At 71.5% G+C, this 25,894-nt stretch carries 30 protein-coding genes and 1 pseudogene; 12 read left to right on the top strand and 19 right to left on the bottom strand.

All coding sequences use genetic code 11. The features are described 5' to 3' along the window. Positions 1 to 8: 8 nt before the first annotated feature. The 5 genes and pseudogenes from AB0C19_RS13200 to AB0C19_RS13180 all read right to left on the bottom strand — a co-directional run. Positions 9 to 746, bottom strand: a complete 738-nt coding sequence (locus AB0C19_RS13200; protein WP_238660113.1) for an alanyl-tRNA editing protein — start codon at positions 744 to 746, stop codon at positions 9 to 11. Positions 747 to 757: 11 nt separating this feature from the next. After that, on the bottom strand, positions 758 to 1,645 hold the full coding sequence (locus AB0C19_RS13195) for an alpha/beta hydrolase (protein WP_357183833.1): 888 nt from the start codon (positions 1,643 to 1,645) through the stop codon (positions 758 to 760). Next, a complete protein-coding gene (locus tag AB0C19_RS13190) occupies positions 1,642 to 1,956 on the bottom strand; it encodes a DUF2516 family protein (RefSeq protein WP_357183830.1) in 315 nt (104 codons plus the stop codon). Before AB0C19_RS13190 ends, AB0C19_RS13195 begins: the two co-directional genes overlap by 4 nt. A 71-nt stretch (positions 1,957 to 2,027) precedes the next feature. Then, entirely contained in the window at positions 2,028 to 2,660 is a 633-nt protein-coding gene (locus AB0C19_RS13185; RefSeq protein ID WP_357183827.1) for a hypothetical protein, read from the bottom strand. Between the two features lie 113 nt (positions 2,661 to 2,773). Then, positions 2,774 to 3,244, bottom strand: a pseudogene (locus AB0C19_RS13180) (helix-turn-helix transcriptional regulator); the annotation flags it as partial. A 112-nt stretch (positions 3,245 to 3,356) separates the two neighbouring features. On the opposite strand from AB0C19_RS13180, the gene AB0C19_RS13175 reads away from it, so the two are divergent. Then, on the top strand, positions 3,357 to 4,154 hold the full coding sequence (locus AB0C19_RS13175) for an alpha/beta hydrolase (RefSeq protein ID WP_357183824.1): 798 nt from the start codon (positions 3,357 to 3,359) through the stop codon (positions 4,152 to 4,154). A gap of 24 nt (positions 4,155 to 4,178) precedes the next feature. On the opposite strand, the gene AB0C19_RS13170 is transcribed toward AB0C19_RS13175, so the two are convergent. From AB0C19_RS13170 to AB0C19_RS13155, 4 genes are all read right to left on the bottom strand, one after another. Continuing rightward, positions 4,179 to 5,138, bottom strand: coding sequence for an asparaginase (locus AB0C19_RS13170; RefSeq protein ID WP_357183820.1), 960 nt, complete (start codon positions 5,136 to 5,138; stop codon positions 4,179 to 4,181). A 94-nt stretch (positions 5,139 to 5,232) separates the two neighbouring features. Beyond that, positions 5,233 to 6,060: a 3-keto-5-aminohexanoate cleavage protein gene (locus AB0C19_RS13165; protein ID WP_357183817.1), complete on the bottom strand. Its 828-nt coding sequence runs from the start codon at positions 6,058 to 6,060 to the stop codon at positions 5,233 to 5,235. A 23-nt stretch (positions 6,061 to 6,083) separates the two neighbouring features. Next, positions 6,084 to 7,196, bottom strand: coding sequence for a folate-binding protein (locus tag AB0C19_RS13160; RefSeq protein WP_357183814.1), 1,113 nt, complete (start codon positions 7,194 to 7,196; stop codon positions 6,084 to 6,086). Next, the gene (locus AB0C19_RS13155; protein ID WP_124820328.1) at positions 7,193 to 7,621 is read right to left on the bottom strand and encodes a Fur family transcriptional regulator; all 429 of its coding nucleotides are present in this window, start codon (positions 7,619 to 7,621) and stop codon (positions 7,193 to 7,195) included. Before AB0C19_RS13155 ends, AB0C19_RS13160 begins: the two co-directional genes overlap by 4 nt. Before the next feature lie 69 nt (positions 7,622 to 7,690). Here AB0C19_RS13155 and AB0C19_RS13150 point away from each other — a divergent pair, with 69 nt between their 5' ends. Next, positions 7,691 to 8,569, top strand: coding sequence for an aminotransferase class IV (locus AB0C19_RS13150; RefSeq protein ID WP_357183810.1), 879 nt, complete (start codon positions 7,691 to 7,693; stop codon positions 8,567 to 8,569). 20 nt (positions 8,570 to 8,589) lie between these two features. Here AB0C19_RS13150 and AB0C19_RS13145 read toward each other — a convergent pair whose 3' ends face one another. Both AB0C19_RS13145 and mtfM read right to left on the bottom strand, forming a co-directional pair. After that, positions 8,590 to 9,180, bottom strand: a complete 591-nt coding sequence (locus AB0C19_RS13145; RefSeq protein WP_357183931.1) for an FABP family protein — start codon at positions 9,178 to 9,180, stop codon at positions 8,590 to 8,592. 2 nt (positions 9,181 to 9,182) lie between these two features. Next, the gene (mtfM, locus tag AB0C19_RS13140) at positions 9,183 to 9,287 is read right to left on the bottom strand and encodes a small membrane protein MtfM (protein ID WP_030327764.1); all 105 of its coding nucleotides are present in this window, start codon (positions 9,285 to 9,287) and stop codon (positions 9,183 to 9,185) included. A 12-nt stretch (positions 9,288 to 9,299) separates the two neighbouring features. On the opposite strand from mtfM, the gene AB0C19_RS13135 reads away from it, so the two are divergent. The 3 genes from AB0C19_RS13135 to AB0C19_RS13125 all read left to right on the top strand — a co-directional run bounded on the left by AB0C19_RS13135 (position 9,300) and on the right by AB0C19_RS13125 (position 12,185). Continuing rightward, positions 9,300 to 9,674 carry a DsrE family protein gene (locus tag AB0C19_RS13135; protein ID WP_124820325.1) on the top strand — a complete coding sequence of 125 codons (375 nt, stop codon included), beginning with the start codon at positions 9,300 to 9,302 and terminating at the stop codon, positions 9,672 to 9,674. A gap of 79 nt (positions 9,675 to 9,753) precedes the next feature. Beyond that, positions 9,754 to 10,134: an SCP2 sterol-binding domain-containing protein gene (locus AB0C19_RS13130; RefSeq protein WP_357183806.1), complete on the top strand. Its 381-nt coding sequence runs from the start codon at positions 9,754 to 9,756 to the stop codon at positions 10,132 to 10,134. Then, complete coding sequence (locus AB0C19_RS13125; RefSeq protein WP_357183802.1) at positions 10,131 to 12,185, top strand: glycogen debranching N-terminal domain-containing protein; 2,055 nt, start codon at positions 10,131 to 10,133, stop codon at positions 12,183 to 12,185. The genes AB0C19_RS13130 and AB0C19_RS13125 overlap by 4 nt, the downstream gene beginning before the upstream one ends. 19 nt (positions 12,186 to 12,204) lie before the next feature. Here AB0C19_RS13125 and AB0C19_RS13120 read toward each other — a convergent pair whose 3' ends face one another. The 7 genes from AB0C19_RS13120 to AB0C19_RS13090 form a co-directional block, all read right to left on the bottom strand. Next, on the bottom strand, positions 12,205 to 13,068 hold the full coding sequence (locus tag AB0C19_RS13120; protein ID WP_357183799.1) for a hypothetical protein: 864 nt from the start codon (positions 13,066 to 13,068) through the stop codon (positions 12,205 to 12,207). A 71-nt stretch (positions 13,069 to 13,139) separates the two neighbouring features. Continuing rightward, a complete protein-coding gene (locus AB0C19_RS13115; RefSeq protein ID WP_357183796.1) occupies positions 13,140 to 13,685 on the bottom strand; it encodes a winged helix-turn-helix domain-containing protein in 546 nt (181 codons plus the stop codon). 108 nt (positions 13,686 to 13,793) lie between these two features. Next, entirely contained in the window at positions 13,794 to 14,114 is a 321-nt protein-coding gene (locus tag AB0C19_RS13110; RefSeq protein WP_357183793.1) for a DUF1416 domain-containing protein, read from the bottom strand. Between the two features lie 2 nt (positions 14,115 to 14,116). Beyond that, positions 14,117 to 14,965, bottom strand: a complete 849-nt coding sequence (locus AB0C19_RS13105; protein ID WP_238676657.1) for a sulfurtransferase — start codon at positions 14,963 to 14,965, stop codon at positions 14,117 to 14,119. A 205-nt stretch (positions 14,966 to 15,170) separates the two neighbouring features. Beyond that, positions 15,171 to 15,248 carry an Ms5788A family Cys-rich leader peptide gene (locus AB0C19_RS13100; RefSeq protein ID WP_310503780.1) on the bottom strand — a complete coding sequence of 26 codons (78 nt, stop codon included), beginning with the start codon at positions 15,246 to 15,248 and terminating at the stop codon, positions 15,171 to 15,173. Positions 15,249 to 15,352: 104 nt separating this feature from the next. Then, on the bottom strand, positions 15,353 to 16,141 hold the full coding sequence (locus AB0C19_RS13095; RefSeq protein ID WP_357183788.1) for a DUF2993 domain-containing protein: 789 nt from the start codon (positions 16,139 to 16,141) through the stop codon (positions 15,353 to 15,355). Positions 16,142 to 16,245: 104 nt separating this feature from the next. Next, the gene (locus tag AB0C19_RS13090; protein ID WP_357183785.1) at positions 16,246 to 17,304 is read right to left on the bottom strand and encodes a hypothetical protein; all 1,059 of its coding nucleotides are present in this window, start codon (positions 17,302 to 17,304) and stop codon (positions 16,246 to 16,248) included. Positions 17,305 to 17,545: 241 nt separating this feature from the next. Here AB0C19_RS13090 and AB0C19_RS13085 point away from each other — a divergent pair, with 241 nt between their 5' ends. The 7 genes from AB0C19_RS13085 (at position 17,546) to pstB (ending at position 24,691) form a co-directional block, all read left to right on the top strand. Next, complete coding sequence (locus AB0C19_RS13085; RefSeq protein ID WP_181518701.1) at positions 17,546 to 18,265, top strand: response regulator transcription factor; 720 nt, start codon at positions 17,546 to 17,548, stop codon at positions 18,263 to 18,265. Positions 18,266 to 18,419: 154 nt separating this feature from the next. Beyond that, a complete protein-coding gene (locus tag AB0C19_RS13080; protein WP_357183782.1) occupies positions 18,420 to 19,298 on the top strand; it encodes a polysaccharide deacetylase family protein in 879 nt (292 codons plus the stop codon). A 58-nt stretch (positions 19,299 to 19,356) separates the two neighbouring features. Continuing rightward, positions 19,357 to 20,283, top strand: a complete 927-nt coding sequence (gene mshD, locus AB0C19_RS13075; RefSeq protein ID WP_357183779.1) for a mycothiol synthase — start codon at positions 19,357 to 19,359, stop codon at positions 20,281 to 20,283. A gap of 291 nt (positions 20,284 to 20,574) precedes the next feature. Further along, the gene (gene pstS, locus AB0C19_RS13070) at positions 20,575 to 21,681 is read left to right on the top strand and encodes a phosphate ABC transporter substrate-binding protein PstS (protein WP_357183776.1); all 1,107 of its coding nucleotides are present in this window, start codon (positions 20,575 to 20,577) and stop codon (positions 21,679 to 21,681) included. A 39-nt stretch (positions 21,682 to 21,720) separates the two neighbouring features. Next, on the top strand, positions 21,721 to 22,812 hold the full coding sequence (gene pstC / locus AB0C19_RS13065) for a phosphate ABC transporter permease subunit PstC (protein ID WP_112606114.1): 1,092 nt from the start codon (positions 21,721 to 21,723) through the stop codon (positions 22,810 to 22,812). Next, positions 22,809 to 23,897 carry a phosphate ABC transporter permease PstA gene (gene pstA / locus AB0C19_RS13060; protein WP_357183772.1) on the top strand — a complete coding sequence of 363 codons (1,089 nt, stop codon included), beginning with the start codon at positions 22,809 to 22,811 and terminating at the stop codon, positions 23,895 to 23,897. The genes pstC and pstA overlap by 4 nt, the downstream gene beginning before the upstream one ends. Before the next feature lie 17 nt (positions 23,898 to 23,914). Continuing rightward, complete coding sequence (pstB, locus tag AB0C19_RS13055) at positions 23,915 to 24,691, top strand: phosphate ABC transporter ATP-binding protein PstB (protein WP_112584183.1); 777 nt, start codon at positions 23,915 to 23,917, stop codon at positions 24,689 to 24,691. A 349-nt stretch (positions 24,692 to 25,040) separates the two neighbouring features. Here pstB and AB0C19_RS13050 read toward each other — a convergent pair whose 3' ends face one another. Continuing rightward, positions 25,041 to 25,874 carry an NUDIX hydrolase gene (locus tag AB0C19_RS13050; RefSeq protein ID WP_357183769.1) on the bottom strand — a complete coding sequence of 278 codons (834 nt, stop codon included), beginning with the start codon at positions 25,872 to 25,874 and terminating at the stop codon, positions 25,041 to 25,043. Positions 25,875 to 25,894: the final 20 nt, after the last annotated feature.

The following is a 25,894-nucleotide window of genomic DNA, read 5'->3' as shown; positions in this document are numbered from 1 at the left end:
TACTCGATCTAGTCGACCAGTCGGACCCGGACCCGACGGTTGGCCCGGCCCTTGCTCTCCACCTTGACCACCTGCACCTTGCCGATCTGGGCGGTGGAGGCGACGTGGGTGCCGCCGTCGGCCTGCACGTCCAGCCCGACGATGTCGACGATCCGGACCTCCTGCTCATCCGGCGGAATGAGGTTGGACTGGGTACGGATGATGTCCGGCAGGGCCAGCGCCTCGGTGCGCGGCAACACCCGGGTGGCGACCGAGCGGTCGGCGGCCACCTCGGCGTTGACCAACTCCTCGATGCGGCTCTTGAAGTCCGGGGGAACCTCGGGGAGGTTGAAGTCCATCCGGGCCTCGCCCGGCTCCATCGAGTTGCCGGTCACCAGCGCGCCGAAGTCGCGGAACACCACACCGCAGAGCACGTGCAGCCCGGAGTGGGTACGCATCAGCCGAGTGCGGCGCTCGTCCTCCACCGCGCCGACGACCTCGGTGCCGACCGGCGGCAGCGGGTCACCCTCGGCGGGGATCAGGTAGGGGTCGTCGCCCTTGCGGGTGCCGACGATCCGGGTCTGCACCCCCTGCCAGAGCAGCACGCCGTGGTCGGGTGGTTGACCACCGCCGCCCGGGTAGAACGCCGAACGGTCCAGCACGATGCCCTGCTCCGCATCGGCGTGCAGGACCGTGCACGTCCATTCGCGCAGTGTCGGATCGGCAAGGTCAAGCCGGTGCGTCCGGCCGTGCTGTGTGACGCCCATGACAGGGCAGGCTACTCGTTCAGGAAGCCGGAGATGCGGTCCCGCAGATCGGCGCGTTCCGACCAGAGCACGCCGGGTCTGTCGTACACGTGCAGGGTGGCCTGGGGCAGCGCGACGGCGAGCCGCTCGGCGGCCTCGACCGGGTGCAGGTCGTCGCCCGCGCAACCGATCACCAGCGCCGGCGCGGTGACCCCCGTCAGGTCGCCGATCTGGCGCAGCGGTGTCTGGTCGGTGAGCGTGGCCAGACCGTCGGCGAGACCGTCGCGGAGCAGCTGGTCCAGCCGTTGTCGCAGGTAGGCCCAGCCGGCCGGGGTGTTGCGCACCGCCGGGGGCAACTCCAGCGTGACGATGTCGGCGACCGCCGAGGCGTCCCCGCTCTCCACCGCCTCCAGCAGGTCGGTGACGCGCTCCCGGGCGACCGGCCCGCGTGGCTCGTCGAGGACCGCCGGCAGGAAGAAGACTAGCTTGTCGAAACGCTCCGGGCTCTCCACGAGGAGCCGGCAGAGGGCACCCGCGCCGAGGCTCGCGCCGAACGCCCGGCTGGCGCCGCCGAGGTCGGCGATCGCCCGCAGATCCCGGGCCAGGTCCAGGTAGTCCCACGGCCCGTCCGGGGCAACGGATCGGCCGTGCCCGCGGAACTGGAAGAACACCTTGCGGCCGTTCACCCCACTGCCGAACGGTCGGGTGGTGGCGATGCCATGGCCCAGCCCGTGCGCGAACACGGTGACCGGATCACCGGTGCCGGTGACCAGCCGCTCCAGTCGTACGCCGTGCGGGGTGGTGACCAGCTCGGTCTCCGGCTCCGGCAGCGCCGGCCGGCCGGTACGCGGCCCACCCGGCCCGGGCCCCCAGGTGCGGGGTCCGCTGTCGGGTGGGGGCGGCCAGCGAAAACCTCTCACCAGAACCCTTTGCCGTCGCTGAGGTCACGCAGACCGACCCGTACGTCGAGCAGGTAGATCAGACCGGCGGCGATGCCGATCAGTCCGAAGAGGCTGATCGGACCGAAGCCGAGCAGGGTGAGCACGAGGCAGACCGCCAGGATGGCGATCCAGCCGCCCTTGGGCAGCGTCCCGATGGCGGGGAAGGCGTCGGAGCGCTGCGTGACGGCGTGCACCAGCGCGACACCCTGGATGATCAGCGCGAAGACGAGCAGAATCAGCTCGATCACGTAGCGGACTTCGAACGCGAAGATCGGCGCGGCGTTGGCCATGTCGGCCAGTTTATGTCCACGACCCCGGCTACGTCCGACAAGGACGCCGCCGGGGTCGTCGACGGGACGAGCTACTCGGCGGCCGGGCGGGTCCGCTTGGTGGCCCGGGGAAGCTTCGCCGACGGGGTCTCGACCGGCTTGGCGGCCTTCGGCGCGCGGGCGACCTTCTTGACCGCGGCGGGCTTGGCCTCGGCGATCTCGGCAACGTCGGCTGGGGTCGGCACGTCGGCGGGGGCCGCAGCGGTGGTGGTGACAGCCGCGGTGGTGGCCGGCGTCACGGCCTCGGTGGCCTCGATGTCGGCGTTGACCGTCTCGGCGGCCTCCAGCACCCCGGCACCGACGACCCGCTCGCCCCGGGCGACCAGCGCGCCGTACGCGGCGAACGCGCGCTCCTGGGCGACCTGGGCGCCCGCGACCACCAGGGCGGCGTTGCGGGTCGCGGCGGCGCGCAGCTTGTCGATGTCGGCCACCTCGCGCAGCTTCGCCAGGTCGGCGGTCTCGTTGGCGGTGCGCAGCGTCTCGGTGGCCTTCTGCTTCAGCTCGAAGCCGGTCAGCACGGCCCGGCCACCCAGGTCGGCGACGACCCGGGTGCTGAGCACGCCGACCACTGCCGGCAGCTTGCGCAGCTGCTCGATGGCCAGCTCACCGGCGCCGGCGGCGGCGTAGATCGGGGCGGGGATGCGGTTGGTCTTCGGCTCGCTCATGACGTCTCCTCTTCGGCCGCCTCGGCGGCCTTCTTCTTCTGGGGGATGCTGGTGCTGCCCGGGGCGGGGGCGGTGCCCGCCTCGGTGACGGCGACCGACTCGAGCACGGCTTCGGTCGGGGTGCCGCCCACTGTGGTGGGGCCGGTGGCGGCGACATTCGCCAGGTCCGCGGCCTGGCTGACAGGCGGGCTGGCGGGCTGGTCGGCCTGCGCCGCCTCGGCTTCGGCCTGGGTCTCGGCCAGCCGGGTGTTCTCCCGGCGGAACGTCTCGTAGATCTGACTGAGCGACTGCTTCTGCGCCATCGTCAGGTCGGGGTCCACGGCGATGGCGGCGAGCACCCCGTGGCCTTCCTTGTCGTCGAGCAGACCGGCGCGTAGGTACATCGCCGGCGTGGAGACCCGCAGTGCGCTCGCGAGTTGCTGGAGCACCTCGGCGCTGGGCTTGCGCAGACCGCGCTCGATCTGGCTGAGGTACGGGTTGCTGACCCCCGCCTGCTCGGCGAGCTGCCGTAGCGAGATCTTGGCGTTGCGCCGAAGATCGCGGATGAACCCGCCGACGTCGGGAAGGTCCTTGGGTGTGGCCATGGCAGCGACGCTAGCCGCCGGCGCTAGCTGTTGCAAGCAAAACGCTAACCATAGTTAGCAAGGTCTCAGCGCCCCGTTTGCGCGCCGACCGACCGATCCGTACGGTCCGTCCGTGCACAAGATCACAGTCAATGGAGCAAGCATCGCGTACGACGAGGCCGGCACCGGTTCGCCCGTCGTCCTGCTGCACGCCGGAATCGCCGACCGGCGGATGTGGCGGGGGCAGGTGTCCGCGCTCGCCGCCCGGCACCGGGTGATCGTCCCGGACCTGCGCGGCTACGGAGACTCGGAGCTCCCGCCGACCCCGTTCGCGCACCACGACGACGTGGCCGGGCTGTTGGACGCGCTCGACCTGCCCCGGGCCGCCCTGGTCGGCTGCTCCTTCGGTGGGGCGGTCGCCATCGACACCGCGCTGGCCCACCCCGACCGGGTGAGCGCGCTCGCGCTGTTCGACACGGCGGTCTCCGGCAACGAGTGGTCCGACGAGGCGAACGACCTCTGGGACGGCCTGGTCGGCGAGGTCGACCCGGACGACTTCGTCGCCGGCGCGTCCGGTGAGGTGCGGTTCTGGGTGGTCGGCCCGCACCGCCAGCCGGAGGACGTCGACACCGAGCTGGTCGCGTTCGCGCAGGAGATGGACCAGCGTGCCCTCGCCGCCGAGCTGGCGCTCGGCGCGGTCGAGGTGGGAGAGCTGTCGCCACCGGCGATCGGTCGTCTCGGCGAGCTGAAGATCCCCGTCCTGGTCACCGCCGGTGCCGCGGACGTGCCGGACATCAGTCGGCTCGCCGACCGGATCGCCGCCGAGGTCCCCGGCGCGGTACGACTGCCCGACGTACCGGACGCCGCGCACCTGCTGCCGCTGGAGCGTCCCGAGCCGGTCAACGCCGCACTGCTCGACTTCCTGGGCTAGCCGCCACCGACGCCGCCGGCGGTGTCACCAGAGCGGGCGGACCGCCCCGACCGGGACCCCGCCACCGAAGAGCGGCACCTCGGCGTACTCGGTCAGCACCGGAGTGTCCACGCCGAGCCGGCGCAGCGCGGAGACCAGTACCGGCATCCGGGCCCGGTCGGCGCCGTCGTCGATCTTCAGTGCGACGGCGCCGACGCCCGGCAGCGCCACGGCGATCACACCCTCGGCACCGACCTTGGCCAGCAGCCCCGGGACGCCACGCATCAGCCGGGTGTCGTCGGCCTGGGTGCCGCCCACGATCTCCGGGTGGGCCCGCATCGCGTCGGCCACGGTGCGCGGCACCGAGCCGGGCTCCGCGTCGACCAGCCGCAGGTACGCCCCGGCCAGGCCGGTCAGCGACACCGCGAGGACCGGGGCGCCGCAACCGTCGACCCCCACGGCCGCCGCCTGCTCGCCGGTGAACTCCTCGATGGCGGCCCGCAACCGCTGCTGAAGGGGGTGCTCCGGCCGCCAGTAGCCCTCCCGCGACCAACCGGCGGCCTCGCAGGTCAGCAGCATCCCGCTGTGCTTGCCGGAGCAGTTCATCTGCACCCGGCTCGGGCCGCCACCGGCGCGGAGCACCGCCTCCCGGGCCGCGGCGCCCACCGGCAGGTCGGGCGGGCAGTGCAGCGCCGACGCGTCCAACCCGGCGCGCTCCAGCAGGGCATCGACCCGGGTCAGATGGAATTCCTCGCCCGCGTGACTCGCCGAGACCAGCGCCACGTCGGCCGGGTCGGTCAGGGCCAGGCCGGCCCGGAGCATCCCGATCGCCTGCATCGGCTTGCTCGCCGACCGGGGGAAGATCGGCGAGGACACGTCCCCGGCGGACGCCACAGCGATACCGGCGGCGTCCAGCACCACCACCGAGCCACGGTGCGCACCCTCCACGAACCCGGACCGGACCACCTCGGCGAGCGGCACGCCGCCCTCGTACGTCTTCGTCACGCGCTGGACGGTACCGACGGTCCGGGGGTGCCCGGCGGCGGGGTGACCAGGAGGTCCACCGCCCGGGTGACAGGGGCGCGGGACAGACCCGGCCTTACAGCCCGAGCAGCTCGCGGGCCTCGGTGGTGGTCAGCGGCGGGCGCTGGGCGAGCTGGGCGAAACCCACAGCGCGGGCGACCAACTGCATGTTGGACTCCACCGGGCGGCCCTTCGCGTACGTCACGGTGTCCTCCATGCCAACCCGCAGGTGCCCGCCGGTCGACAGCGAGGCCAGCAGCACCGCGATGGTGCTCCGGCCGACGCCGGTGGCCGAGAAGGTGGTGCCCTCGGGCAGGTCCCGCAGCATCCGGTGGGCCGCGACAAGGGTCTCGGTGGTGCCCGGCATACCGCCCGGCACGCCCATCACGAAGTCGACGTGCACGTGCCCGCCGGCCGGCAGCCCGTACTTGCCGAGCAACCGCTGCAACGCGGACAGGTGGCCGAGGTCGAAGATCTCGTACTCCGGCACGATCCCGCGTTCCTGCATCCGGGTGTGCAGGTCGACGATGAACTCCCAGCGGTTGAGGAAGACGTCGTCGCCGAAGTTGACAGTGCCCATGGTGCAGGAGGCCATGTCCGGACGCGCGTCGAGCACGGCGAGCCGGGCGGCCTCCGGGTCGGTCACCGCACCACCGGAGGAGAGCTGCACGATCAGGTCGGTTCTCTCCCGCAGCGCCGCCACGGTGTCGGCCAGCCGCACCGGGTCGAGCGTCGGCCGGGCCTCGTCGTCGCGGATGTGGACGTGGATCACGGCGGCGCCGAGCGCCTCGCACTCCTTGGCGGTGAGCAGCAACTCGTCGAGGGTCACCGGCAGCGCCGGCACCTCCGCCTTGGCCGACTCAGCGCCGGTCGGGGCCACCGTGATCAACGTCCCTGTCGTCATGCCGGCGATCCTAGACGGCCCGCTCAGGACGGGTCGATCGCCGCCGCGGTCTCGCCGATCAGCAACGCGGCGTCGTCGGAGACGTTCCGCTTCAACACCGCGAGCGCGACCTGGCCCAGCTCGTGGTGCAGCACTGCGGTGCCGACGAAGCCGACCGTCCGGCCGTCGAGGGTCACCGGCGTACCGGCCGCCGGCGGCTGGTCGGTGGTCACCCCGTCCAGATGCAGCAGGACGAGGCGACGCGGCGGCCGGCCCATGTTGTGCACCCGCGCCACAGTCTCCTGCCCCCGGTAGCAACCCTTGTCCAGATGCACCGCCGGGGCGATCAGGTCGACCTCGGCCGGAATGGTCCGGTGGTCGGTGTCCACCCCGACGCGGGGCTGCCGGGCGGCCACCCGGATCGCCTCGTACGCCCACAGCCCCGCGACCGGCACACCGGCGCCGCGCAGCTCCGCCACCACCTGGTCCATCGCCGAGCGGGGCACCAGCAGGTCCACGCCGAGCGGACCACGTCGGGCCCAGCCGCCGATCGGCAGCGCTCGTACGTCGTACCGAGCGCTCGCCCGCTGTGGCACGGCACCGTGCGGGAACTTCGGACCCGGCACCGCGACCACGTCCGGCGCGGCGAGCCCGGTCACGCCGAGCGTGCCGAGCGCCTCCATGGCCTCCGGCCCGACCAGCGACAAGAGTGCCCGCTCGGCGGTCGCGTCGCGTGGTTCGACCTTGCTGAAGAACCGCATCTTCTCCAGGTAGGTCAACAGACCCTGGGTCGCGCCCGGCTCGGTGTCCAGCCAGGTGGTCTCGCCGTCCTCCGCGACCATGGCGTGCTGCTCGATGTGGCCGTGCGGGGACAGCACCAGCAGTTCGGTGCCCTCACCGGCCGCCAGCGCGTTCAGGTGCTGTGAGGTGACGGTGTGCAGCCAACTGGACCGCTCTTCCCCGGGCACCGCGATGACCCCCCGATGCGACCGGTCGACCAGACCGACAGCGGTGTCGAGAGTGCGCTGCTCGCGCAGCGGGTCGCCGTAGTGCGCGGCCACCCCCCGCACGCCGGCCGCGACGTGCGCCGGATCGGGCTGGTCACGGCTGGCCTCGTCGATGCCCTCGACGGCCACCGCACCCGCGATGTCGATCATTTTTCGTCCCCGTTCTCGCAGCGTGCGCAGACGCCGAAGAGTGACACGTGCCCGATGTCCACCCGGAACCCGCGCTGCGCGGCCAACTGGTCGGCGAGGGGGCGGAGCAGCTCCGGATCGATCTCGTCGATCGCGCCACACTCCCGGCAGACCAGGTGGACGTGTTGGTGTTCACCGGCGGCGTGATAGGTCGGTGAGCCGTGCGACAGGTGCGTGTGGGTGACCAGACCGAGCCGTTCCAGCAGCTCGAGCGTGCGGTAGATGGTGGTGATGTTGACGCCGGCGGCGACCTCCCGGACCGCGGTGTGCACCTGCTCCGGGGTGGCGTGGCCCAGATCGAGCACCGCCTGGAGGACGAGCTGCCGCTGGGCCGTCAGCCGCAGCCCACGGGCCCGCAGCATTTCCGCGAGGGAGGATTCGGACACCGTCCGATCATAGTTCGGCCACCAGGCTGTTCCCCGCACCGCGATCGATCACCGCTACGCTCGACGGTCATGGTGAGGTCGTCCGTCGGGAAGGTCGCGGCCGACCCGACCGCGCGGATCGCCGTCCTGGGGCGTGGCCCGGTGCCGCCCGGCGACCCGGTGCTCCGCGGTGACGACCTCGGGGTGCTGCACGGCGACGGCCTCTTCGAGACCATGCACCTGCGCGACGGCCAGCCGTGGCTACGCGACGAACACCTGGCCCGCCTGGCCACGGCGGCCACCGCCGTCGAGCTGTCAGTGCCCCCCGCCAGCGCGCTGATCGACCTGCTGGACCAGGTGCGGACAGGCTGGCCAGAGGCTGCGGAGGGGGCACTTCGGCTGGTCTGCACCCGAGGCCCGGAGGCCGGCGGTCCGCCCACCATCTACGCCACGCTGGCCCCGGTGCCGGCGGCCACCCGGGCCGCCCGGCGGGACGGAATCACTGTGGCCACCCTGCCGCTGGGGCTGCCCGCCGCCGCCCGCAGCGGGCTGACCTGGCTGCCGGCCGGCATCAAGTCCACGTCGTACGCGGTAAACAGCGCCGCCCGCCGCTGGGCCCGCCGGGCCGGCGTGGACGACGTGCTCTGGATCTCCTCCGACGGGTATGCGCTGGAGGGCCCCACAGCGAATGTGGTGTGGCTCACCGACGACACGCTCTGCACGGTGCCGGCCGCCAGCACCGGCATCCTCGCCGGCACCACAGCGGCCTGGCTGCTCGCCCACGCGAACGAGCTGGGCCTGCGCTCCACCGAACGGATGGTCAGCACCGCCGAACTGCACGCGGCGGACGGCGTGTGGTTCACCTCGTCGCTGCGGGGAGCCGCCGAGGTCCACACGCTGGACGGGGTACGGCGGGCTCGCTGCCCGCGTACCCCCGCCCTACAGACCCTGCTGGGTTTCCCCGTCTAGTCAGGCGCCGACCGTCGAGGTCAGCCGCCGACACGGACCAGTCGGGCGGAGAGGTGCGGGCTGAGCCCGTGCCCCATGGCGGCCATCTCCTGGGCGTAGAGCAGCGCACCCTCGACGATGCCGAAGAGCCGGTGCCCACCGGTGACCTCCTTGGCGGTCGGAGTCCGGATCACCGCGTCGGTGGCGAACTCGAGCTGCGTGCCGGTGCGCTTGCCCAGGTGCAGCTCCACCACCCCGGTCGGGGTGGTCAGCAGCGCCTCCAGCTCGTCGGTCGCCCGCCCATCCACCAGCACCGGCCGCCACCAGCCCACCTCGCGACCGGCCGGACGGACCGGCTTGCTCTCCTCGTCGAGGATCCACGCACGCGACTCGTAGTGCAGGAACGGCCGGCCGTCGTGGCTGATCCGGATCTCCTGCGCGTAGTCGAAATCCTCGATGGTGGGGAAACCGCCCTTGCCCCGACCGCGCCACAGACCGATGTACGGCAGCAGGGCATCAAGCGCGGGGTGCAGCTTCGGCCCGACCCGCAGGTCGTGGCTCTCCTCGAACGGGTACTCCTCGACCGGCGGCGCGTTCAGCCACGGCGGCTGCAGCGGGTTCTCGCTCACCAGCGTCACCAACGTCCTCTCGAAATGCGTACGGCAAGGTAGACCAGGCCACCGGCGAGCCCGCCCAGGCCAGCGACCAGCAGGCTGACAAACCCGATCTCGGTAACCATCCCGGCCATCCTATGCTGGGTCACATGGCCCGCAATCTCGTCGTCAAGGCCACCGCGGGGGCGGACGCCCCGGAGCGGTGCGCGCAGGCATTCACCGTCGCCGCGACGGCGGTAGCGGCCGGGGTGGACGTCTCGCTCTGGCTGACCGGTGAGTCCACCTGGTTCGCGCTGCCCGGTCGCGCCCAACAGTTCGACCTGCCGCACTCCGCACCCCTGGCCGAGCTGTTGCACGTCATCCTGACCAGTGGTCGGGTGACCGCGTGCACGCAGTGCGCGGCCCGACGGGAGATCGGCCCGGACGACGTGCTGCCCGGGGTCCGGATCGCCGGTGCCGCGGTCTTCGTCGAGGAGGCCTTGGCCGAGGGCGCGCAGGCACTCGTCTACTGACCGCACGGCGGCGGTCGGTCGATCCGAGCGGAGTGTCGATACCGCCCCGACATCCCGGACAGCTGCCTACGATTCGGATGTGACCGAGGCGGCGGAGAGGTTCTTCGAGGCACTGCCGTCGCGCGCACCCGACGTCCTGGGCGGCCTGGCCGACGGCACCCTCCAGATCGACCTCGGCGAAGACCACCGCACCGAACACTGGCTGGTCCGGATGCGGCCCGGGGCGGTGCAGGTCAGCCGGGGGCGTGGCCCGGCCGACGCGATCTGGTACAGCAGCGCCGCCCTCTTCGACAGGCTGATCAGCGGCGAGGCCCAGGGGGTCGCCGCGGTGCTGCGCAACGAGAGCACGTTCAGCGGGAACGTGGTGCTCTTCCTCGCCTTCCGCCGGTTCTTTCCGAACCCGCCCGGCACCCGCGATCCCCGCGAAACGGCCCGCCGAGCAGCCGGGCGACTCGGGTGAAGGACCTCGTCAGCATTCTGGACGGCAACACCTTCCTGGTCAGCGACCGGCGCGGGGACATCGAACCGTCCTACGACTTCCCCACCGGGCTGTTCTCCTTCGACACCCGTTTCCTGTCCACGTGGGTGCTCACCCTGGACGGCGAACGGCTGCACGCTCTCTCCGTCGACGATGCCGAGTCGTACCGCACCAGGTTCTTCCTCGCCCCCGGCGAACCCACGCACTACCTGGACGCCAAGGCGTCGGTGATCCGCAGCCGGGCGATAGTGGGCAGCTTCGAGGAGGAGCTGACAGTGCTGAACCACCTCGGCGCGGAGGTCGAGTACAACCTCCGGATCGAGATCGGGGCCGACTTCGCCGACCTGTTCGAAATCAAGAACTCTCGGCAGAAGCGGGGCCGCACCACGGTCACTGTCGCCGAGAACGAGCTGCGGCTGACCTACCGGCGGGAGGCGTTCCACAGGGAGATGGTGGTCAGCACCACCGCGCCGGCGCAGGTCGACGACACCGGGATGACCTTCCGGATCCGGGTGGCCCGCAACGGCAGGTGGACCACCCGACTGCACGTGTCCAGCGTCGTCTACGGGGCCCGGGGCGAGGACATCCGGGCCACCCTCCCGTACGGCGGCAGCCGCAGCGCGACAGCCATCCGGGCCGAGCAGCAGGAGCTGATCGACCGGGCGCCGAAGCTCGGCTGCGACTGCGAGCCGTTGGCCGGGGCGTACCGGCGCAGCCTCAACGACCTGGCCGCGCTGCGCTACGAGTCGATCGCCCTGGGCGTACGGCTGATCGCCGCGGGACTGCCCTGGTTCATGACCCTGTTCGGCCGGGACAGCATCATCACCTCGTTGCAGGTGCTGCCGTTCCTGCCGGAGCTGGTCCCGCCGACCATCCTGATGCTGGCCGGACTCCAGGGGCAGCGGGTGGACGACTTCCGCGACGAGGAACCCGGCAAGATCCTGCACGAGCTGCGGTACGGGGAGACAGCCGGCTTCGAGGAGCAGCCACACTCGCCGTACTACGGGTCGGCCGACTCGACGCCCCTGTTCATCATCCTGCTCGACGAGTACGAGCGGTGGACCGGCGACGCCACACTCGTCCGCAAGCTGGAATCGCAGGTCCGCAGAGGGTTGGAGTGGATCGACACCTACGGTGACCTGCTCGGCACCGGCTACCTCTGGTACCAGACCCGCAACCCGGAGACCGGCCTGCAGAACCAGTGCTGGAAGGACTCCTGGGACGCCATCTCGTACGCCGACGGTCAGTTGCCCGGCTTCCCCCGGGCCACCTGCGAGTTGCAGGGCTACGCGTACGACGCAAAGGTCCGGGCCGCCCGGCTGGCCCGGACCTTCTGGAACGATCCGGATTTCGCCGACGAGCTGGAGCGGCAGGCCGCCGACCTCAAACGGCGGTTCGACAGGGACTTCTGGATCGCCGACCGCGAGTACTACGCGCTCGCGTTGGACGCCGACGGCCGGCAGGTGGACGCGTTGACCTCGAACATCGGGCACCTGCTGTGGAGCGGCATCGTGGACGAGTCGCGCGCCGGCAAGGTGGTCGAGCACCTGCTCGGGCCACGACTGTTCTCCGGCTGGGGGGTCCGGACGCTCGCCGCTGACGAGGGACGGTACAACCCGATCGGCTACCACGTGGGCACCGTCTGGCCGTTCGACAACTCGATCATCGCCTGGGGGTTGTGGCGGTACGGCTTCCGGGAGGAGGCGGGGTTGCTCTGCGACACGATGCTGGCCGCGTCCCGGTACTTCGAGGGTCGGCTGCCGGAGGCGTTCGCCGGCTACGCCCGTGACCTCACCGACTACCCGGTGGAGTACCCGACCGCGTGCAGCCCGCAGGCCTGGTCGACAGGCACCCCGCTTCTGCTGCTGCGGGTGATGCTGGGGTTGGAGCCACAGGGCGAGCACCTGATCATCGACCCGGCCGTGCCACCGGGGATGGGCCGGGTCGAGCTGCTGGACATCCCCGGCCGGTGGGGCATGGTCGACGCGTTGGGCCGCAGCCGTGACCCGGAGGACCAGCCGAACGACGGCTGACCCGAGCGGGCTGCCCGGCTCAGCTCGTGCAGCCGACTGTGGCGGCCAGTCGGGTGGCGTCCGGGCCGATCTCGGCCAGCACCGTGACGGCACCGCTGCGGTACGCGTACACCGGGGGTTGGTCCAGCAGTGGGGCGTTGCCGGCCAGCGGGGCGAGCGCGGCCGTCGATGCCGCCGGGCCGGGACCGTTCGCGGACCACACGGTACGGGCGAGCCCGCCGCCCGGGCAGGGCGCGGTGACCTGCTCCGACGCGGCGTCACCCGGGCGGTCGAGGGCCGTCAGTGCGGCGGTCAGCGCGGCGGCCTCCGGGCCGACAGCGGTTGCCGGGGACGGCGTGTAGCCGGCGCCGACCGGTCGGCAACCGGTGTCGACGACCAGTCGCACCCGGCCGTCGACTGTCGGCCGGCCCTCGACGGCCACGAATTCTCCGGCATCGGCGCGCAGCTCGGGGCCGTCCACCCCGGGCCCGACCCCGGCCCGCCAGCTCGCCGGCAGCCGCTGGGCGATGCCGGCCAGCACGGCCCGCTCGTCACCGGTGGCAGCGAGCACCCCTACCTCGCGCCGCAACCTGGCCCCGTCGGCGAACGGGGTGACCCGGCAGCCGGACGCGATCCGCGCCGGGCCCAGTTCCAGCAGCACGGCCGCACCGGCCGCGCGGGCCAACTCGCCGACCGCCCGGTCGACCACCGGGCCGGCCTGATCAAGGGAACGCTGTTCGCGCACGGTCGGCGGGTCGTTCCGCACCGATATCCAGGTGAGCCCGGCCAGCAGCACGGCCCAGACCACTGTCACGGCCAGCAGCCAACGTCGCCGCGACCGGGTCGGTGTCGGCGCGGCAGGGCCGGCCGAAGAGGCCCAACCCGTCTGGACAACACCGCTCACCCGGCCATGGTGTCACGCGCTCGCCGCCGGGGCGGCAGCGGAGGCGGTCGCCCTGGTGGAGCGACAGCGGGTCAGTGGTGGTTTCGCCGGGGCGGCGGGTCGAGTCGGTAGCCGATCCCCCGCACGGTGTGCACCTGCGGCCCGCCCGGCAGGCCCCGCAGCCTGCGACGAAGCCGTCTGATGGTGGATTGCAGCGCCGCGGTGTCCGCGCCACCCAGCGCGGAGACGCAGAGCCGTTCGTAGCTCCACACCGCAGGCGGTGGGCCGACGAGCACTGTGAGCAACTCCCGTTCGGTGGGGGTCAGCGGGAGCACCTCGCCACGCCAGGTGACCCGCTGTCCGACCCGGTCGACGACCAGTTCACCCCACGTGACCAGGCCGCGCGCCTCGGCGAGTGGAAGGACTGTGGGACTGACCGGCGTCGGACCGGTCGGCGACGACAACAGCTCGCGTAGCTCGGTCAGATCCGAACAGCTGAGCACCGGGGCGCGCCCGTCGAGTTGGCTCAGCACCCGCTCCCGCAGCGATGTGTCCGTGCCCACGCAGAGAACGATGGGGACCGCTTCGTCGGACCCGCCGCTTTCATCCCTGAAATGCACCAGTAGATAGTGACGCATGCCGATGGGTTTCGGCACCCGTCCCGGCGTGCCGGCGCGCTGCGAAGAGACGACCGGGGCCAGCCACCCCCGGGAGGGCGACCGGCCCCGGTCGATCAGAGCGGTGGGTCAGGCGACGGTGACGGCAACCTCGTTGACGCCTCGGCCGGCAGTGACAGCGGTGTCGCCGTTGCCGTGCCGGGACAACGCCCGCAGCGTCCAGGAACCCGGCGCGGCGAAGAACCGGAACTGCCCGGCGGCCGAGGTGACCACCTCGGCGGTGAACTCACCTGTCGAGTCGAGCAGCCGAACGTACGCGCCGGGCACCGGCTCGGCCTCGGTGGAGCGGACGATGCCGGTGATGACGGTTTCCTTCTCCAGGTCCAGGCTGGCCGGCAGCGGCGCGGCCTGGTCCGGTGCGGCGCAACCCGCGGCGGTGGGAAGAGTCATGATCAGGCCTCCCCGGGTTCGTCGCCGAGCGCGACCGGCACACCGACCAGCGAGCCGTACTCGGTCCAGGAACCGTCGTAGTTCTTGACGTTGCGGTGACCCAGCAGCTCCTGGAGCACGAACCAGGTGTGCGAGGAGCGCTCACCGATCCGGCAGTACGCGATGGTCTCCTTGCCGTCGTCGAGCCCCGCGTCGCCGTAGATCTTGCGCAGGTCGTCGTCGGACCGGAAGGTGCCGTCCTCGTTGGCGGCCTTGGACCACGGCACGCTGATCGCGGTGGGGATGTGGCCGGCCCGCTGCGCCTGCTCCTGCGGCAGGTGGGCGGGGGCGAGCAGGCGACCGGCGAACTCGTCGGGGCTGCGCACGTCGACCAGGTTCTTCGTGCCGATCGCCGCGACGACCTCGTCGCGGAAGGCCCGGATGGAGGTGTCCGGCTCCTGCGCGACGTACTGCGTCGCCGGGCGGGACACCGCGTCGGTGACGAGCGGGCGGGCGTCCAGCTCCCACTTCTTGCGGCCGCCGTCGAGCAGCTTCACGTCACGGTGGCCGTAGAGCTTGAAGTACCAGTAGGCGTACGCGGCGAACCAGTTGTTGTTGCCGCCGTACAGGATGACGGTGTCGTCGTTGCTGATGCCCCGCTCGGAGAGCAGCGCCTCGAACTGCGTCTTGTTGACGAAGTCCCGGCGGACCTGGTCCTGGAGGTCGGTCCTCCAGTCAATCTTGATGGCGCCGGCGATGTGGCCGGTCTCGTAGGCCGAGGTGTCCTCGTCGACCTCGACGAAGACGACGCCCGGGGCGTCGAGGTTCTTCTCGGCCCACTCGGCCGAAACGAGTGCGGTGTCGCGACTCATCGAATCACTCCCTGGTGAGGATGGATGGTGAGCCAACGCGCGCGAATCGATGGGTGTAACTGTCGCACCACGCGCGGGACCCAGCGGAAGGACGGATCACGGGTTCGTGCGACGGCGCCGCTGCCGGGCGTTCGGTGGGATAACCGGAGGGTGCGAGAACCCTGTGCCGGTGGCCGCCGTCAGGCGGCCGGAGACAGCCCCGCCGTCAGATGACGGGGCGACACAGGCAGGTGGCCACGCGGCACAGGTCGACCGCGCGCCGTTTGGTGAGGTGGGTCCCCATGGTCAGGGAGCGTACCAGCCAGTGACCATGCTGCCACTGGGCCGACCACCATCCGGGATCGTTCGGGCCGCCGAGAAGTTCGGCGGCCCGCAGCGCCTCCGGCGTCAGCCAGCGGAGTTGATCGGCACGTTCTTGGCGTCGGCGGTGACCGCCAGCCCTTCCGGCAGTGGACGAACCTCCCGGACAGCGAGCTGGAACGGCAACTCGGGCAGGGGCACATCGATGGAGATGCTCTTGGCGTAGTTGCTCAGGAAGGCCCGAGCCAGCGGCAGGTTCGGCAGACCCGCGGCGTCCAGGTCGTTGAACCGCAGGGCGACAGCGCCGTTGTCGGCGACCGTGACGTCGGCGGTGCCGCTGATGGTGAGCTTCTGACCGAGGATGTCGGCCGGGGCCTTCACGGTGAGCTTGCCGTTCTGCTCGCCGAGGGTGAGACCCGGGCGGTTCAGCAGCGCGGCCAGACTCTCGTAGCTGATCGTGCCGGTGCCGTTGACGGTGTCCGCCACGACGTCACCCTGGCCGGTGCGCAGGGTGTCGAGCGAGGCCCGCACGTTGCGGGCGTCCACATCGAGCACCGGGAGCCGGACGGCGTCACCCTCGACCGAGGCCTGCACGTCCCGCAGTTTGATCGAGATCCGCTCGTATCGACCATCGAGCACCTGGGTGAGGAACGGAGTTCCGGCCACTTCCACCTCGGGTGCGGCGGACTGCGCGCCCTGCTTGGTGATCTCCTGGCGTACGCGGTCGCCGATCATCCGCTCGGCGACCCCGACCGCGACCCGGTCAGCGATCACCAGCAACCCCGCCAGCAGCAGGAGCAGCACGAACAGCCCGATGAGCAGCTTGCGGCCACGCCGTCGGGGTCGCGCCTGGTCCACCGGATAGTCCTGCGCCACGCCGCCTCCTGTCTCCGCCCGTCGCGCCGCGACGAGTCGTTCGTACCGACGCCGCAGGGCGGCGCACCCGTAGGTACCCGACCGGCTCAGCGCTCAACCGTGACTCAGAGGAAGAGCATGCACATGGCGTACGCGGCGGGCGCCGCCAGGGCGAAGCCGCCGAGCGGGCCCTGCATGTGCCGCGCCACCCACATGGTGGGCGGTTCGCCGGCCATCAACCGGCCCGCCTCCGCGTACCCCACGGCGAGGTCGGAGAGGACGGCGGTGACCGCCGCGACCAGGCCGATCACGGCGGCCCGGGTCGGCGTGAAGGGGGCCACCAGGTAGCTGCCGAGGAGGGCGCTGGTCAGCGTGCCGACCATCGCGCCGGCCACCACGCCGGCGGCGCCCCGGGGCACCTGCGGTGCGAGCCGGGGCCAGGGCAGTACGGCGTCGGTGAGTCGGGCGACGGTGAGCGCGACACCGCTCGCGGTCAGGCAGACGGTGATCGCCTGGGTGCCGGCCGGGATCCGGCTGAGCACGATCAGGGTGCCGAAGGCCACCACCCCGACCACGATGAGCAACGTGGAGCCGAGGGAGTCGGTGACCCGGACCCGGTCGACCCGACGAACCAGCTGGCCGAGCACCGCGGCGAGGAACCCACCGGCGGCCAGGTAGCCCAGCGGCGCCAGGCCGGCGACGTCGGTCTGCACCGCCGCGATGTCGACGAACGCCGCGACCACCGCGCTGATCCCGGCGACCACCAACAGCGCGGGCGGACGCATGGCCATCGTCCAGGCGAGCACGAACAGCAGCTGGACGCCAAAGATGATGAAGGCGAACGGCAGCCGGTGACCGGGGCCCGACGTCTGCGCGCCGAGCACCAGGCCGACACCGAGCAGCGCGGCGAAGCCGGCGATGGTCAGCGCCAGTTGACGGTGCACAGCGACCGGGGGAATGACCTCCTCTTCCGGCTCGTCGATCTCGTCTTCGGATCGGCGGGCCGGCTCGCCGGCGCGGCGGGCACGGCGCGGCCCACCCCGTTCGCGGCGATCGCCATCGGTGGTGGCCGGACCGGTACGCGGCGCGGGCGGTTGGCCGCGCGTCGCTGCGGCGGCCGGACCCGGTTGGGGCCCAGCGGGCCACGATTCGCGGCCGGCCTCGGGCGAGGTGGAGGGAAACACGACCCGATCGTGCCAGACCGACGGCCCGACGCGGTGGTCACGGGTTTCAGCGACGTTAAAATCCGGGCCACGATCAGGGGCAAGGTAGACAAACAGGAAATGGCCTGACGGTGCGGCCGAGGCGATCGGTTAGGCTCAACGCGTTACCCGCCCGTCAGCGACGCCGGGACCACGCAATTTCTCAGCGCACTCCTTGATGAGTGCGACTGGTCGCGTGCGGCCTCGCGCCGCCGGGACGGAGGTGATCGTGGAGATCCTGCTGCTGGTGACCGCGCGTGCAGGAGAACCGTCGGCTGTGCTGCCGGCGCTCGACCTGCTGCCGCACTCGGTCCGCACCGCGCCGCGTGATGTTCGCACCCTGGTCGCGGGCCCCAGTCCGGACGCTGTGATGGTGGATGCTCGATCGGAGTTGAGCGAGGCTCGCGCGACCTGCCGGATGTTGCACGCCACCGGGCTCGGCGTGCCGCTGGTCGCGGTGGTGACCGAGGCCGGCCTGATCGCACTCAACGCCGACTGGGGCGTTGACGACGTCATCCTCGCCTCCGCCGGCCCCGCCGAGGTCGAGGCACGGCTGCGGCTGGCGGTGGGCCGGCTCAGCAACGCGACCGCCGGCGCGGGCGGCTCGATCCGGGCCGGCGAGTTGACCATCGACCCGGACACCTACGCGGCCAAGCTCAAGGGCCGTCCGCTCGACCTCACCTACAAGGAGTTCGAGCTGCTGAAGTTCCTGGCCCAGCACCCGGGCCGGGTGTTCACCCGGGACCAGCTCCTGCGCGAGGTCTGGGGCTACGACTACTTCGGCGGCACCCGCACCGTGGACGTGCACGTCCGGCGACTGCGCGCCAAACTCGGTTCGGAGTACGAGTCGATGATCGGCACCGTCCGCCAGGTCGGCTACAAGTTCGTCGTTCCACCGTCGCGGTCGCTTCCCGAGGCGGAGCACGCGCCCCTGCCGGTCTGATCCGGAGGCCCCTCCGGGCGATTTCCCATATGCCCTTTTTGCGCAGCTTGGCGGCTCTATTCTGACTGCCGGGTTTGTCGGAGAAAGGGGCAACGGTGCGCGCACTGAACACGGGGGCGACGGGCCGGCGTGACCGGCAAGCCAGGCGGAAGTCGTGACGCGGGGCAGCTCCACCGCGCGGGCCGCGGGGATCGTGACGCTGGTGGTGGCGGGGCTGCTCGGCTCCGCGTACGTGCTGGGCCGCAGCCTCGTCCCCGACCAGACGCCTCGGCAGTCCACCGGTGTCACCACGAGCGCCGACGGACCGCACTACGCCGACCAACCCAGCGTTGGCGAGCCGGGCGGAGCCCCGAGCGCCAGCGCGAGCGCGGCTGAGACCGGTCCAGCCGAGACCGGCCAGGACGGATCCGGACGGGATGCCGGAGGCGACAACCTGTTCGGCGCGCAGGCCACCACCGGCACCCCGCGACTCGCGCTGACCTTCGACGACGGGCCGGACCCGCGCTACACGCCGCAGGTCCTCGCCCTCCTGCGCGAATACGACGTGCGCGCCACGTTCTGCGTGGTCGGCGAGAACGCGCAGAACCACCCCGACCTGGTCCAGTCGATCGTGGACGCCGGGCACACCCTGTGCAACCACTCCTGGCACCACGACGTCGGCCTGGGCGCCCGGTCGGCCGACGCGATCCGCTCCGACCTCCTACGCACCAACGCGGCGATCCGGGCGGCGGTGCCGAACGCCCCGATCGTCTGGTACCGCCAGCCGGGCGGAGCCTGGACGTACCCGGTGGTGTCGGTGGCGCGCCAGCTCGGCATGACCCCGCTGCACTGGTCGGTGGATCCGTCGGACTGGGAGCTACCCGGCGCCAGCAAGATCACCGCGACGGTGCTGAGCCAGGTCGAACCGGGCTCGGTGGTGCTGCTGCACGACGCCGGTGGGGACCGGCAGGGCACGATGGAGGCGCTGCGCCGGATCCTGCCCGACCTGACCGCCCGGTTCGAGCTGGAGGCACTCCCCACCGATCCGACGTGAGCCGCGGCTTTACGGCGACGCTCCGGGCGTCACGACACGCAACGGATACGGTGGCGGGATGAGCAGCGCGGAGCCGACCAGCGACCAGGTGACCCGGAGCGACCAACTGGCGCCGGCGGAGATCGCCGACGTACTCGCCCTCGCCAGCGCCGCAGGCGACACGGACGGAGCGGACCCGCTCGACGAACACGTCCTGCTGCGGCTGCGCGACGCCGACGCCCCGGCCGTTCATCTGATCGCCCGCGCCGACGACGGCACCCTCACCGGGTACGCGCACCTGGACACCACCGACCCGGTGGGCGGGATCGGGGTCGAGCTGGTGGTGCACCCCGCGTACCGGCGGCGGGGCACCGGGCGGGCGCTCGCCCGGGGCGTACTCGCCTCGGCCACTGGGCCGCTGCGGGCGTGGGCGCACGGCGACCACCCCTCGGCCGCCGCGCTCGCCGTCGACCTCGGCTTCGCCCGCGCCCGGGTGCTCTGGCAGTTGCGCCGGCCGTTGGCGGCTCCGCTGGGTGAGCCGCGCCTGCCCGACGGGGTGGCGCTACGCGCGTTCCGGCCCGGGGCGGACGACGCGGCCTGGTTGACCCTCAACGCACGAGCCTTCGCCGAGCACCCCGAACAGGGCCGGTGGACGTCGGACGACCTGCGGGTCCGCCTCGCCGAGCCGTGGTTCGATCCGGCAGGCTTCCTGCTCGCCGAGGAGACCGCGACCGGCCGACTGCTCGGCTTCCACTGGACCAAGGTGCACGAGCGACCGGGGTCGGCGCGGATCGGCGAGGTGTACGTCCTGGGGGTGGAACCGACAGCGCACGGCGGCGGGCTCGGCCGGGCCCTGACCACCGCCGGGTTGGCACACCTGCGGGACAAGCGCGGCCTCGACCGGGTGATGCTCTTCGTGGACGACTCGAACACCGGGGCGGTCGCGCTCTACGAGCGGCTGGGCTTCGCCCGGTGGTCCGCGCACATCAACTACCACCTGGGCTGACCGTCGGCGTTCGCCCCGACCGAGTCACCGGTGGGTAACGGCCGAGCGTCGGCGGGATAACGCCGAACCGGAAATATACCCATACTTCCGACAGGTGTACCCGGGTTCATTTAACGGACAACTCACCCTCGGCAAGCGGTCACCTCAGGGGCCGTACGTGTTCACCTTGCGTTCACTTGCGACCGGCGAACCGGCTACCTGGCACTTCTAACTTTCGTGTCAGCCGGTCAGTGCCGGTCCTCGGGCCCCGGGATCGGGGCGCCAAGTCAGACGCGAAGGGAAACCCCTCAGGTGAAGCTCCAGCGGTACGGCACTATTGCCTGCCTCGCTCTTGCCGCGACGCTCGGCCTCAGTGCATGCGGCTCGGACAACAACGAGCCCGCCTCCGGCGCGAGTGCTTCGGGCCCGGCCGCCGCGGTCGACTGCGCTACCGGCACGCTGAACGCCCAGGGCTCGTCGGCCCAGAAGAACGCCATGGCCGAGTGGATCAAGGCGTACCAGCAGAAGTGCCAGGGCACCACGATCAACTACGAGGCTTCCGGCTCGGGCGCCGGCATCCAGGCGTTCATCGCCGGGACCGCCGACTTCGCCGGTTCCGACTCCGCGCTCAAGCCGGAGGAGCAGCCGCAGGCGGACGCCAAGTGCGTCGGTGGCAAGGCCATCCACCTGCCGATGGTGATCGGCCCGGTAGCCGTCGCCTACAACGTCAGCGGCGTGGACAACCTCCAGCTCAAGCCGGCCACCCTGGCGAAGATCTTCGCCGGCAAGGTCACCAAGTGGGACGACGCCACGATCAAGGCCGACAACCCGGAGGCCAAGCTCCCGGCGACCACGATCCAGACCGTCCACCGTTCGGACGAGTCGGGCACCACCGACAACTTCACCAAGTACCTCTCGAAGACCGCTGAGAGCGACTGGACCCTTGGCAACGCCAAGGCGTGGAAGGCCCCGGGCGGCACCGGCGCCAAGGGCTCGGACGGCGTGGCCAGCCGGGTCAAGGGCGCGGACGGCTCCATCGGCTACATGGAGTGGTCGTTCGCCGAGAACGCCGGTCTGAAGATGTCGAAGATCGGCAACGGCAACGGCGAGTTCGCCGCGCTGACCGCCGAGGCTGCCGGCAAGACCATCGCCGGCGCTGCCATCGAGGGTCAGGGCGACGACCTCAAGCTGAAGATCGACTACAACACCAAGGAGGCCGGGGCGTACCCGATCGTCCTGGCGACGTACGAGATCGTCTGCAGCAAGGGCCTCGCGGCCGACAAGCTGAAGCTGGTCAAGGGCCTGCTGGGCCACGCCGCCAGCGCCGAGGGCCAGGCCTCTCTCACCGAGCTGGGCTACGCCCCGCTGCCGGAGACGGTCCGCACCAAGGTCGAGACCGCGGTCAAGAACCTCTCCTGACCCGACCCCACCACCTCAGCAACGGAATCGAGCGAGCAGATGGGTGAAACCCCTCACCGCTCGGCCGACGCCGGCACCGGCGGGACGCGCGTGACCCAGAGTCACGAGTGGCCCGCCGGTGCCTCGGCGCGTGTGGCCGAGGCACCAGTCAGCACCCGATCCCCGGGCGGCACCGGGCTGGGCGGCGGCGGCGCGCTGCCGCGCAGCCGTAAGTTCGGCGCCGAGCGGGCCTTCCGCGGCCTCACCCTGGCCGCCGGCACCGCCGTTCTGGTCATCATCGCCGCCATCGCGATCTTCCTGGTCGCCAAGGCGGTGCCGGCCCTACGCGCCAACACCGAGAACTTCTGGTCCTACGAGGGCTGGTCCCCCAACGAGACAGAGCCGAAGTTCGGCATCGGTGCGCTCGCCTTCGGCACCGTCCTCAGCTCGGCGCTCGCACTGCTCATCGCTGTGCCGGTGGCGCTCGGCATCGCGCTCTACCTCTCGCACTACGCGCCGCGCCGGTTGGGCACCGCGCTCGGCTTCCTGGTCGACCTGCTGGCCGCCGTACCGAGCGTGGTCTTCGGCCTCTGGGGGCGGGACGTCTTCAGCAGCCCGGTCCGGGACTTCTCGGTCTGGCTGAACCAGCACTTCGGCTGGATCCCGCTCTTCGGCGGCGACGGCCCCTTCGGGGCGTCCGTCATGCTCGGTGCCCTGGTGCTCGCGATCATGGTGCTGCCGATCATCACCTCGCTCTCCCGCGAGGTGTTCCTCCAGACCCCCACCGCGAACGAGGAGGCCGCCCTCGCCCTGGGCGCCACCCGCTGGGAGATGCTCCGCACCGCGGTGCTGCCCTACGGCCGTCCCGGCATCATCGCCGCGATGATGCTCGGCCTCGGCCGGGCGCTCGGCGAGACCATCGCCCTGGCGCTGACCCTCGGCATCACCTTCGGCATCTCGTTCAACCTGATCCAGAACGGCGGCAACACCATCGCCGCCAACATCGCCAATGCGTTCGGCGAGGCGAACGAGACCGGCCGGGGCGCACTCATCGCCTCCGGTCTGGTGCTGTTCACCATCACGCTGATCGTCAACATCACGGCGCGGGCGATCATCTACCGCCGCCGGGAGTTCACGGAGTCGGCCGCATGACCACAACCGCCACCTCCCACCGCACCCGGCCGCCGGCCCAGCCCAACTCGCTGCGGACCAAACGGCTGCCCTGGTACGCCGCCCCGGTCATCGCCGTTGCGGCCCTGGCGCTCGCCGCCGTGATCGTCTACGGCACCAGCATCGGCGGCCCGGTCCTCGTGGTCGTCCTCGGCGCGATCCTCTACCTGGTCGGGCTCTTCGCCGCCGCCAACGCGGTCGAGGGGCGCCGATCGGCCCGTAACCGCACCTGGAGCGCACTGATCCACTCCGCCTTCGTGCTGGCGGTGCTGCCGCTCGTGTCGGTGGTCTGGACGCTGGTCAGCAAGGGCGCCGACCGACTGGACGTCAACTTCTTCCAGACCTCGATGAACAACATCGGAGCCCGGGACGCCAACGGCGGCGCGTACCACGCGATCGTCGGCACGCTGGAGCAGGTCGGCATCGCCACCCTGATCACCGTCCCGCTCGGCGTTCTCTGCGCGATCTACATCGTCGAGTACGGGCGGGGCAAGTTCGCCTTCGCGATCCGGTTCTTCGTGGACGTGATGACCGGCATCCCGTCGATCGTCTCCGGCCTCTTCGTGCTGGCGTTCTGGGTGCTCATCGTGTCGCCGTGGTTCAACGACGGTCGGCCCAGCTTCTCCGGCTTCGCCGCCGCGCTCGCGCTGAGCGTGCTCATGCTGCCCACCATCGTCCGGTCCACCGAGGAGATGCTCCGCCTCGTACCGGCGCCACTGCGCGAGGGCGCGTACGCGCTCGGCGTACCCAAGTGGAAGACCATCCTGCGGGTGGTGCTGCCGACGGCGCTGCCCGGCATCGTCACCGGCGTCATGCTCGCCATCGCCCGCGCGGCCGGTGAGACCGCGCCGGTGCTGCTGGTCGCCGGCGGTGGCGCCGCGATCAACACGAACCCCTTCGAGAACAACCAGTCGTCGCTGTCCCTCTTCGTCTACCAGCAGGCCGGCGACGCGTCGAAGTACGCCCCGGCACGGGCGTGGACCGCGGCACTGACCCTGGTCGCCCTCGTGCTCATCCTGACGATCGCGGCGAAGCTGCTGGCCCGTCGCAACAGGCTCAGCCGATGAACCCCGGAGGTACCACCATGGCCAAGCGCGTCTCCGCCTCGAACGTCACCGCGTACTACGGCGGCTTCAAGGCAATCGAGAACATCAACCTGACTGTCGAGCCGAAGACGGTCACCGCCCTCATCGGGCCGTCCGGTTGCGGCAAGTCGACGTTCCTGCGGTCGATCAACCGGATGCACGAGGTGCTGCCGGGGGCCCGGGTCGAGGGCAGCCTGACCATCGACGACCAGGACATCTACGACCGGGACGTGGACGTCACAGCGGTCCGGCGCACCATCGGCATGGTCTTCCAGCGGCCGAACCCGTTCCCCACCATGAGCATCTTCGAGAACGTGGTGGCCGGGCTGAAGCTCAACGGGGTACGCAAGAAGTCGATCCTGGAGGACGCGGCCGAGAAGGCCCTGCGCGCCGCGAACCTGTGGGGCGAGGTCAAGGACCGGCTGGGCAAGCCCGGCGCGGGCCTCTCCGGCGGTCAGCAGCAGCGGCTCTGCATCGCCCGGACCATCGCGGTCGAGCCGCAGGTCGTCCTGATGGACGAGCCGTGCTCCGCCCTGGACCCGATCTCCACGCTGGCGATCGAGGACCTGATGTTCCAGCTCAAGGACAAGTTCACGATCATCATCGTGACGCACAACATGCAGCAGGCAGCGCGTGTCTCGGACCGGACCGCCTTCTTCTCGATCGAGAAGACCGGCGACCCGGGCCGGCTGATCGAGTACGACAACACCCAGAAGATCTTCAGCAACCCGAGCGTGAAGAAGACCGAGGACTACATCACCGGCCGCTTCGGCTGAGCCGCTGGCACCCGGTCCGCGAGGGGCGTCGGTCGACCTGACCGGCGCCCCTTCCGCGTACCCCGACGCGGTTCCGGCCTGGCGGCGGCGCGGCGCGGCGCGGCCAAGATCATGCTTGATCAAGGATGTAGTGGCCTCACCGCAACGGAGGCCACCACAACCATGTTCGAGCGCGAGGTTCGACAGGAGCCCGCCCGGGGTCCAGACCGAGCCCAAGATCTACGCAACTTCAGGGATGCTGCTGTCTCCCGCGAGCCCGAGGCAGCAGCATCCCTGAAGTTGTGCGGATCTTGACGGCGCACGTCGACGCGAGCGCCCTGCGGCGAGGGCGCCGCAGCGTGGGCAGCCGTCAGCCCAGGACGAAGCGGGGTTCGCCGTCCGGGGGCAGGTCCAGGCGCGGGGTGACCGGGCTGGCGGCGTCCCGATCGGCCGCCGCCCGCGCCACCCCGGCCAGGTCGCCGGCCGCCGCCACCTGGGCCAGCGTGACCACTGTCGGTGGCAGCATCGTCAGCTCGCCGGCCTGCGCGCGGGCCAGCGCGTCCGCCGGGCGGATCCACAGTGTGTGGTCGGCCTCGCCGGAGACGTCGCGGGTCCGCTGGCCCGCCGGCAACAGAGCGATGAAGAAGTACGTGTCGAAGCGGCGCGGCTCGAACTCGGGAGTGATCCACCGGCTCCAGGGCAGCAGCAGGTCCGACCGGAGGGTGAGCTGACGGTCGGCGAGCAGCGCAGCGAAGCCCAGCCGCCGTCCCTCCAGGTCCTGCCGGGCCGCCTCCCAGTCGTCGCCGCTGACGTCGCCCACCACTGTCTCCCGGTTCGGGCCGGCGAGCAGTACGCCGGCCTCCTCGAAGACCTCCCGAGCGGCGGCGCAGACCACCGCCTGCGCGGCCTGTGAGGGCACTCCGAGCCGGTCCGCCCACTCGCCCGGCGTCGGGCCGGCCCAGTCCAGGTGTGCCTCCGAGTCGGAACGGTCCACCCCGCCTCCGGGGAAGGCGTACATCCCGCCGAAGGTCATCGCGGCGACCCGGCGGATGACGTACACCTCGAAGTCGGCGTCGGTCGGACGCAGCAGCAACACGGTGGCCGCGACCCGCGGCGTCGCCGGGGTGCCGCCCTCGGCCCGGAACCGGCGGGCGTGCTCGACCAGGGCGGCCGGGGCGGCGAAGCCGTCACTGTCGATCGTCATGCCGCGAGCCTAGTTCCCGT

It is taken from the genome of Micromonospora sp. NPDC048842 (assembly GCF_040649935.1).
GTDB lineage: Bacteria > Actinomycetota > Actinomycetes > Mycobacteriales > Micromonosporaceae > Micromonospora > Micromonospora hortensis.
This window is presented reverse-complemented; position numbering and strand designations above follow the sequence as displayed.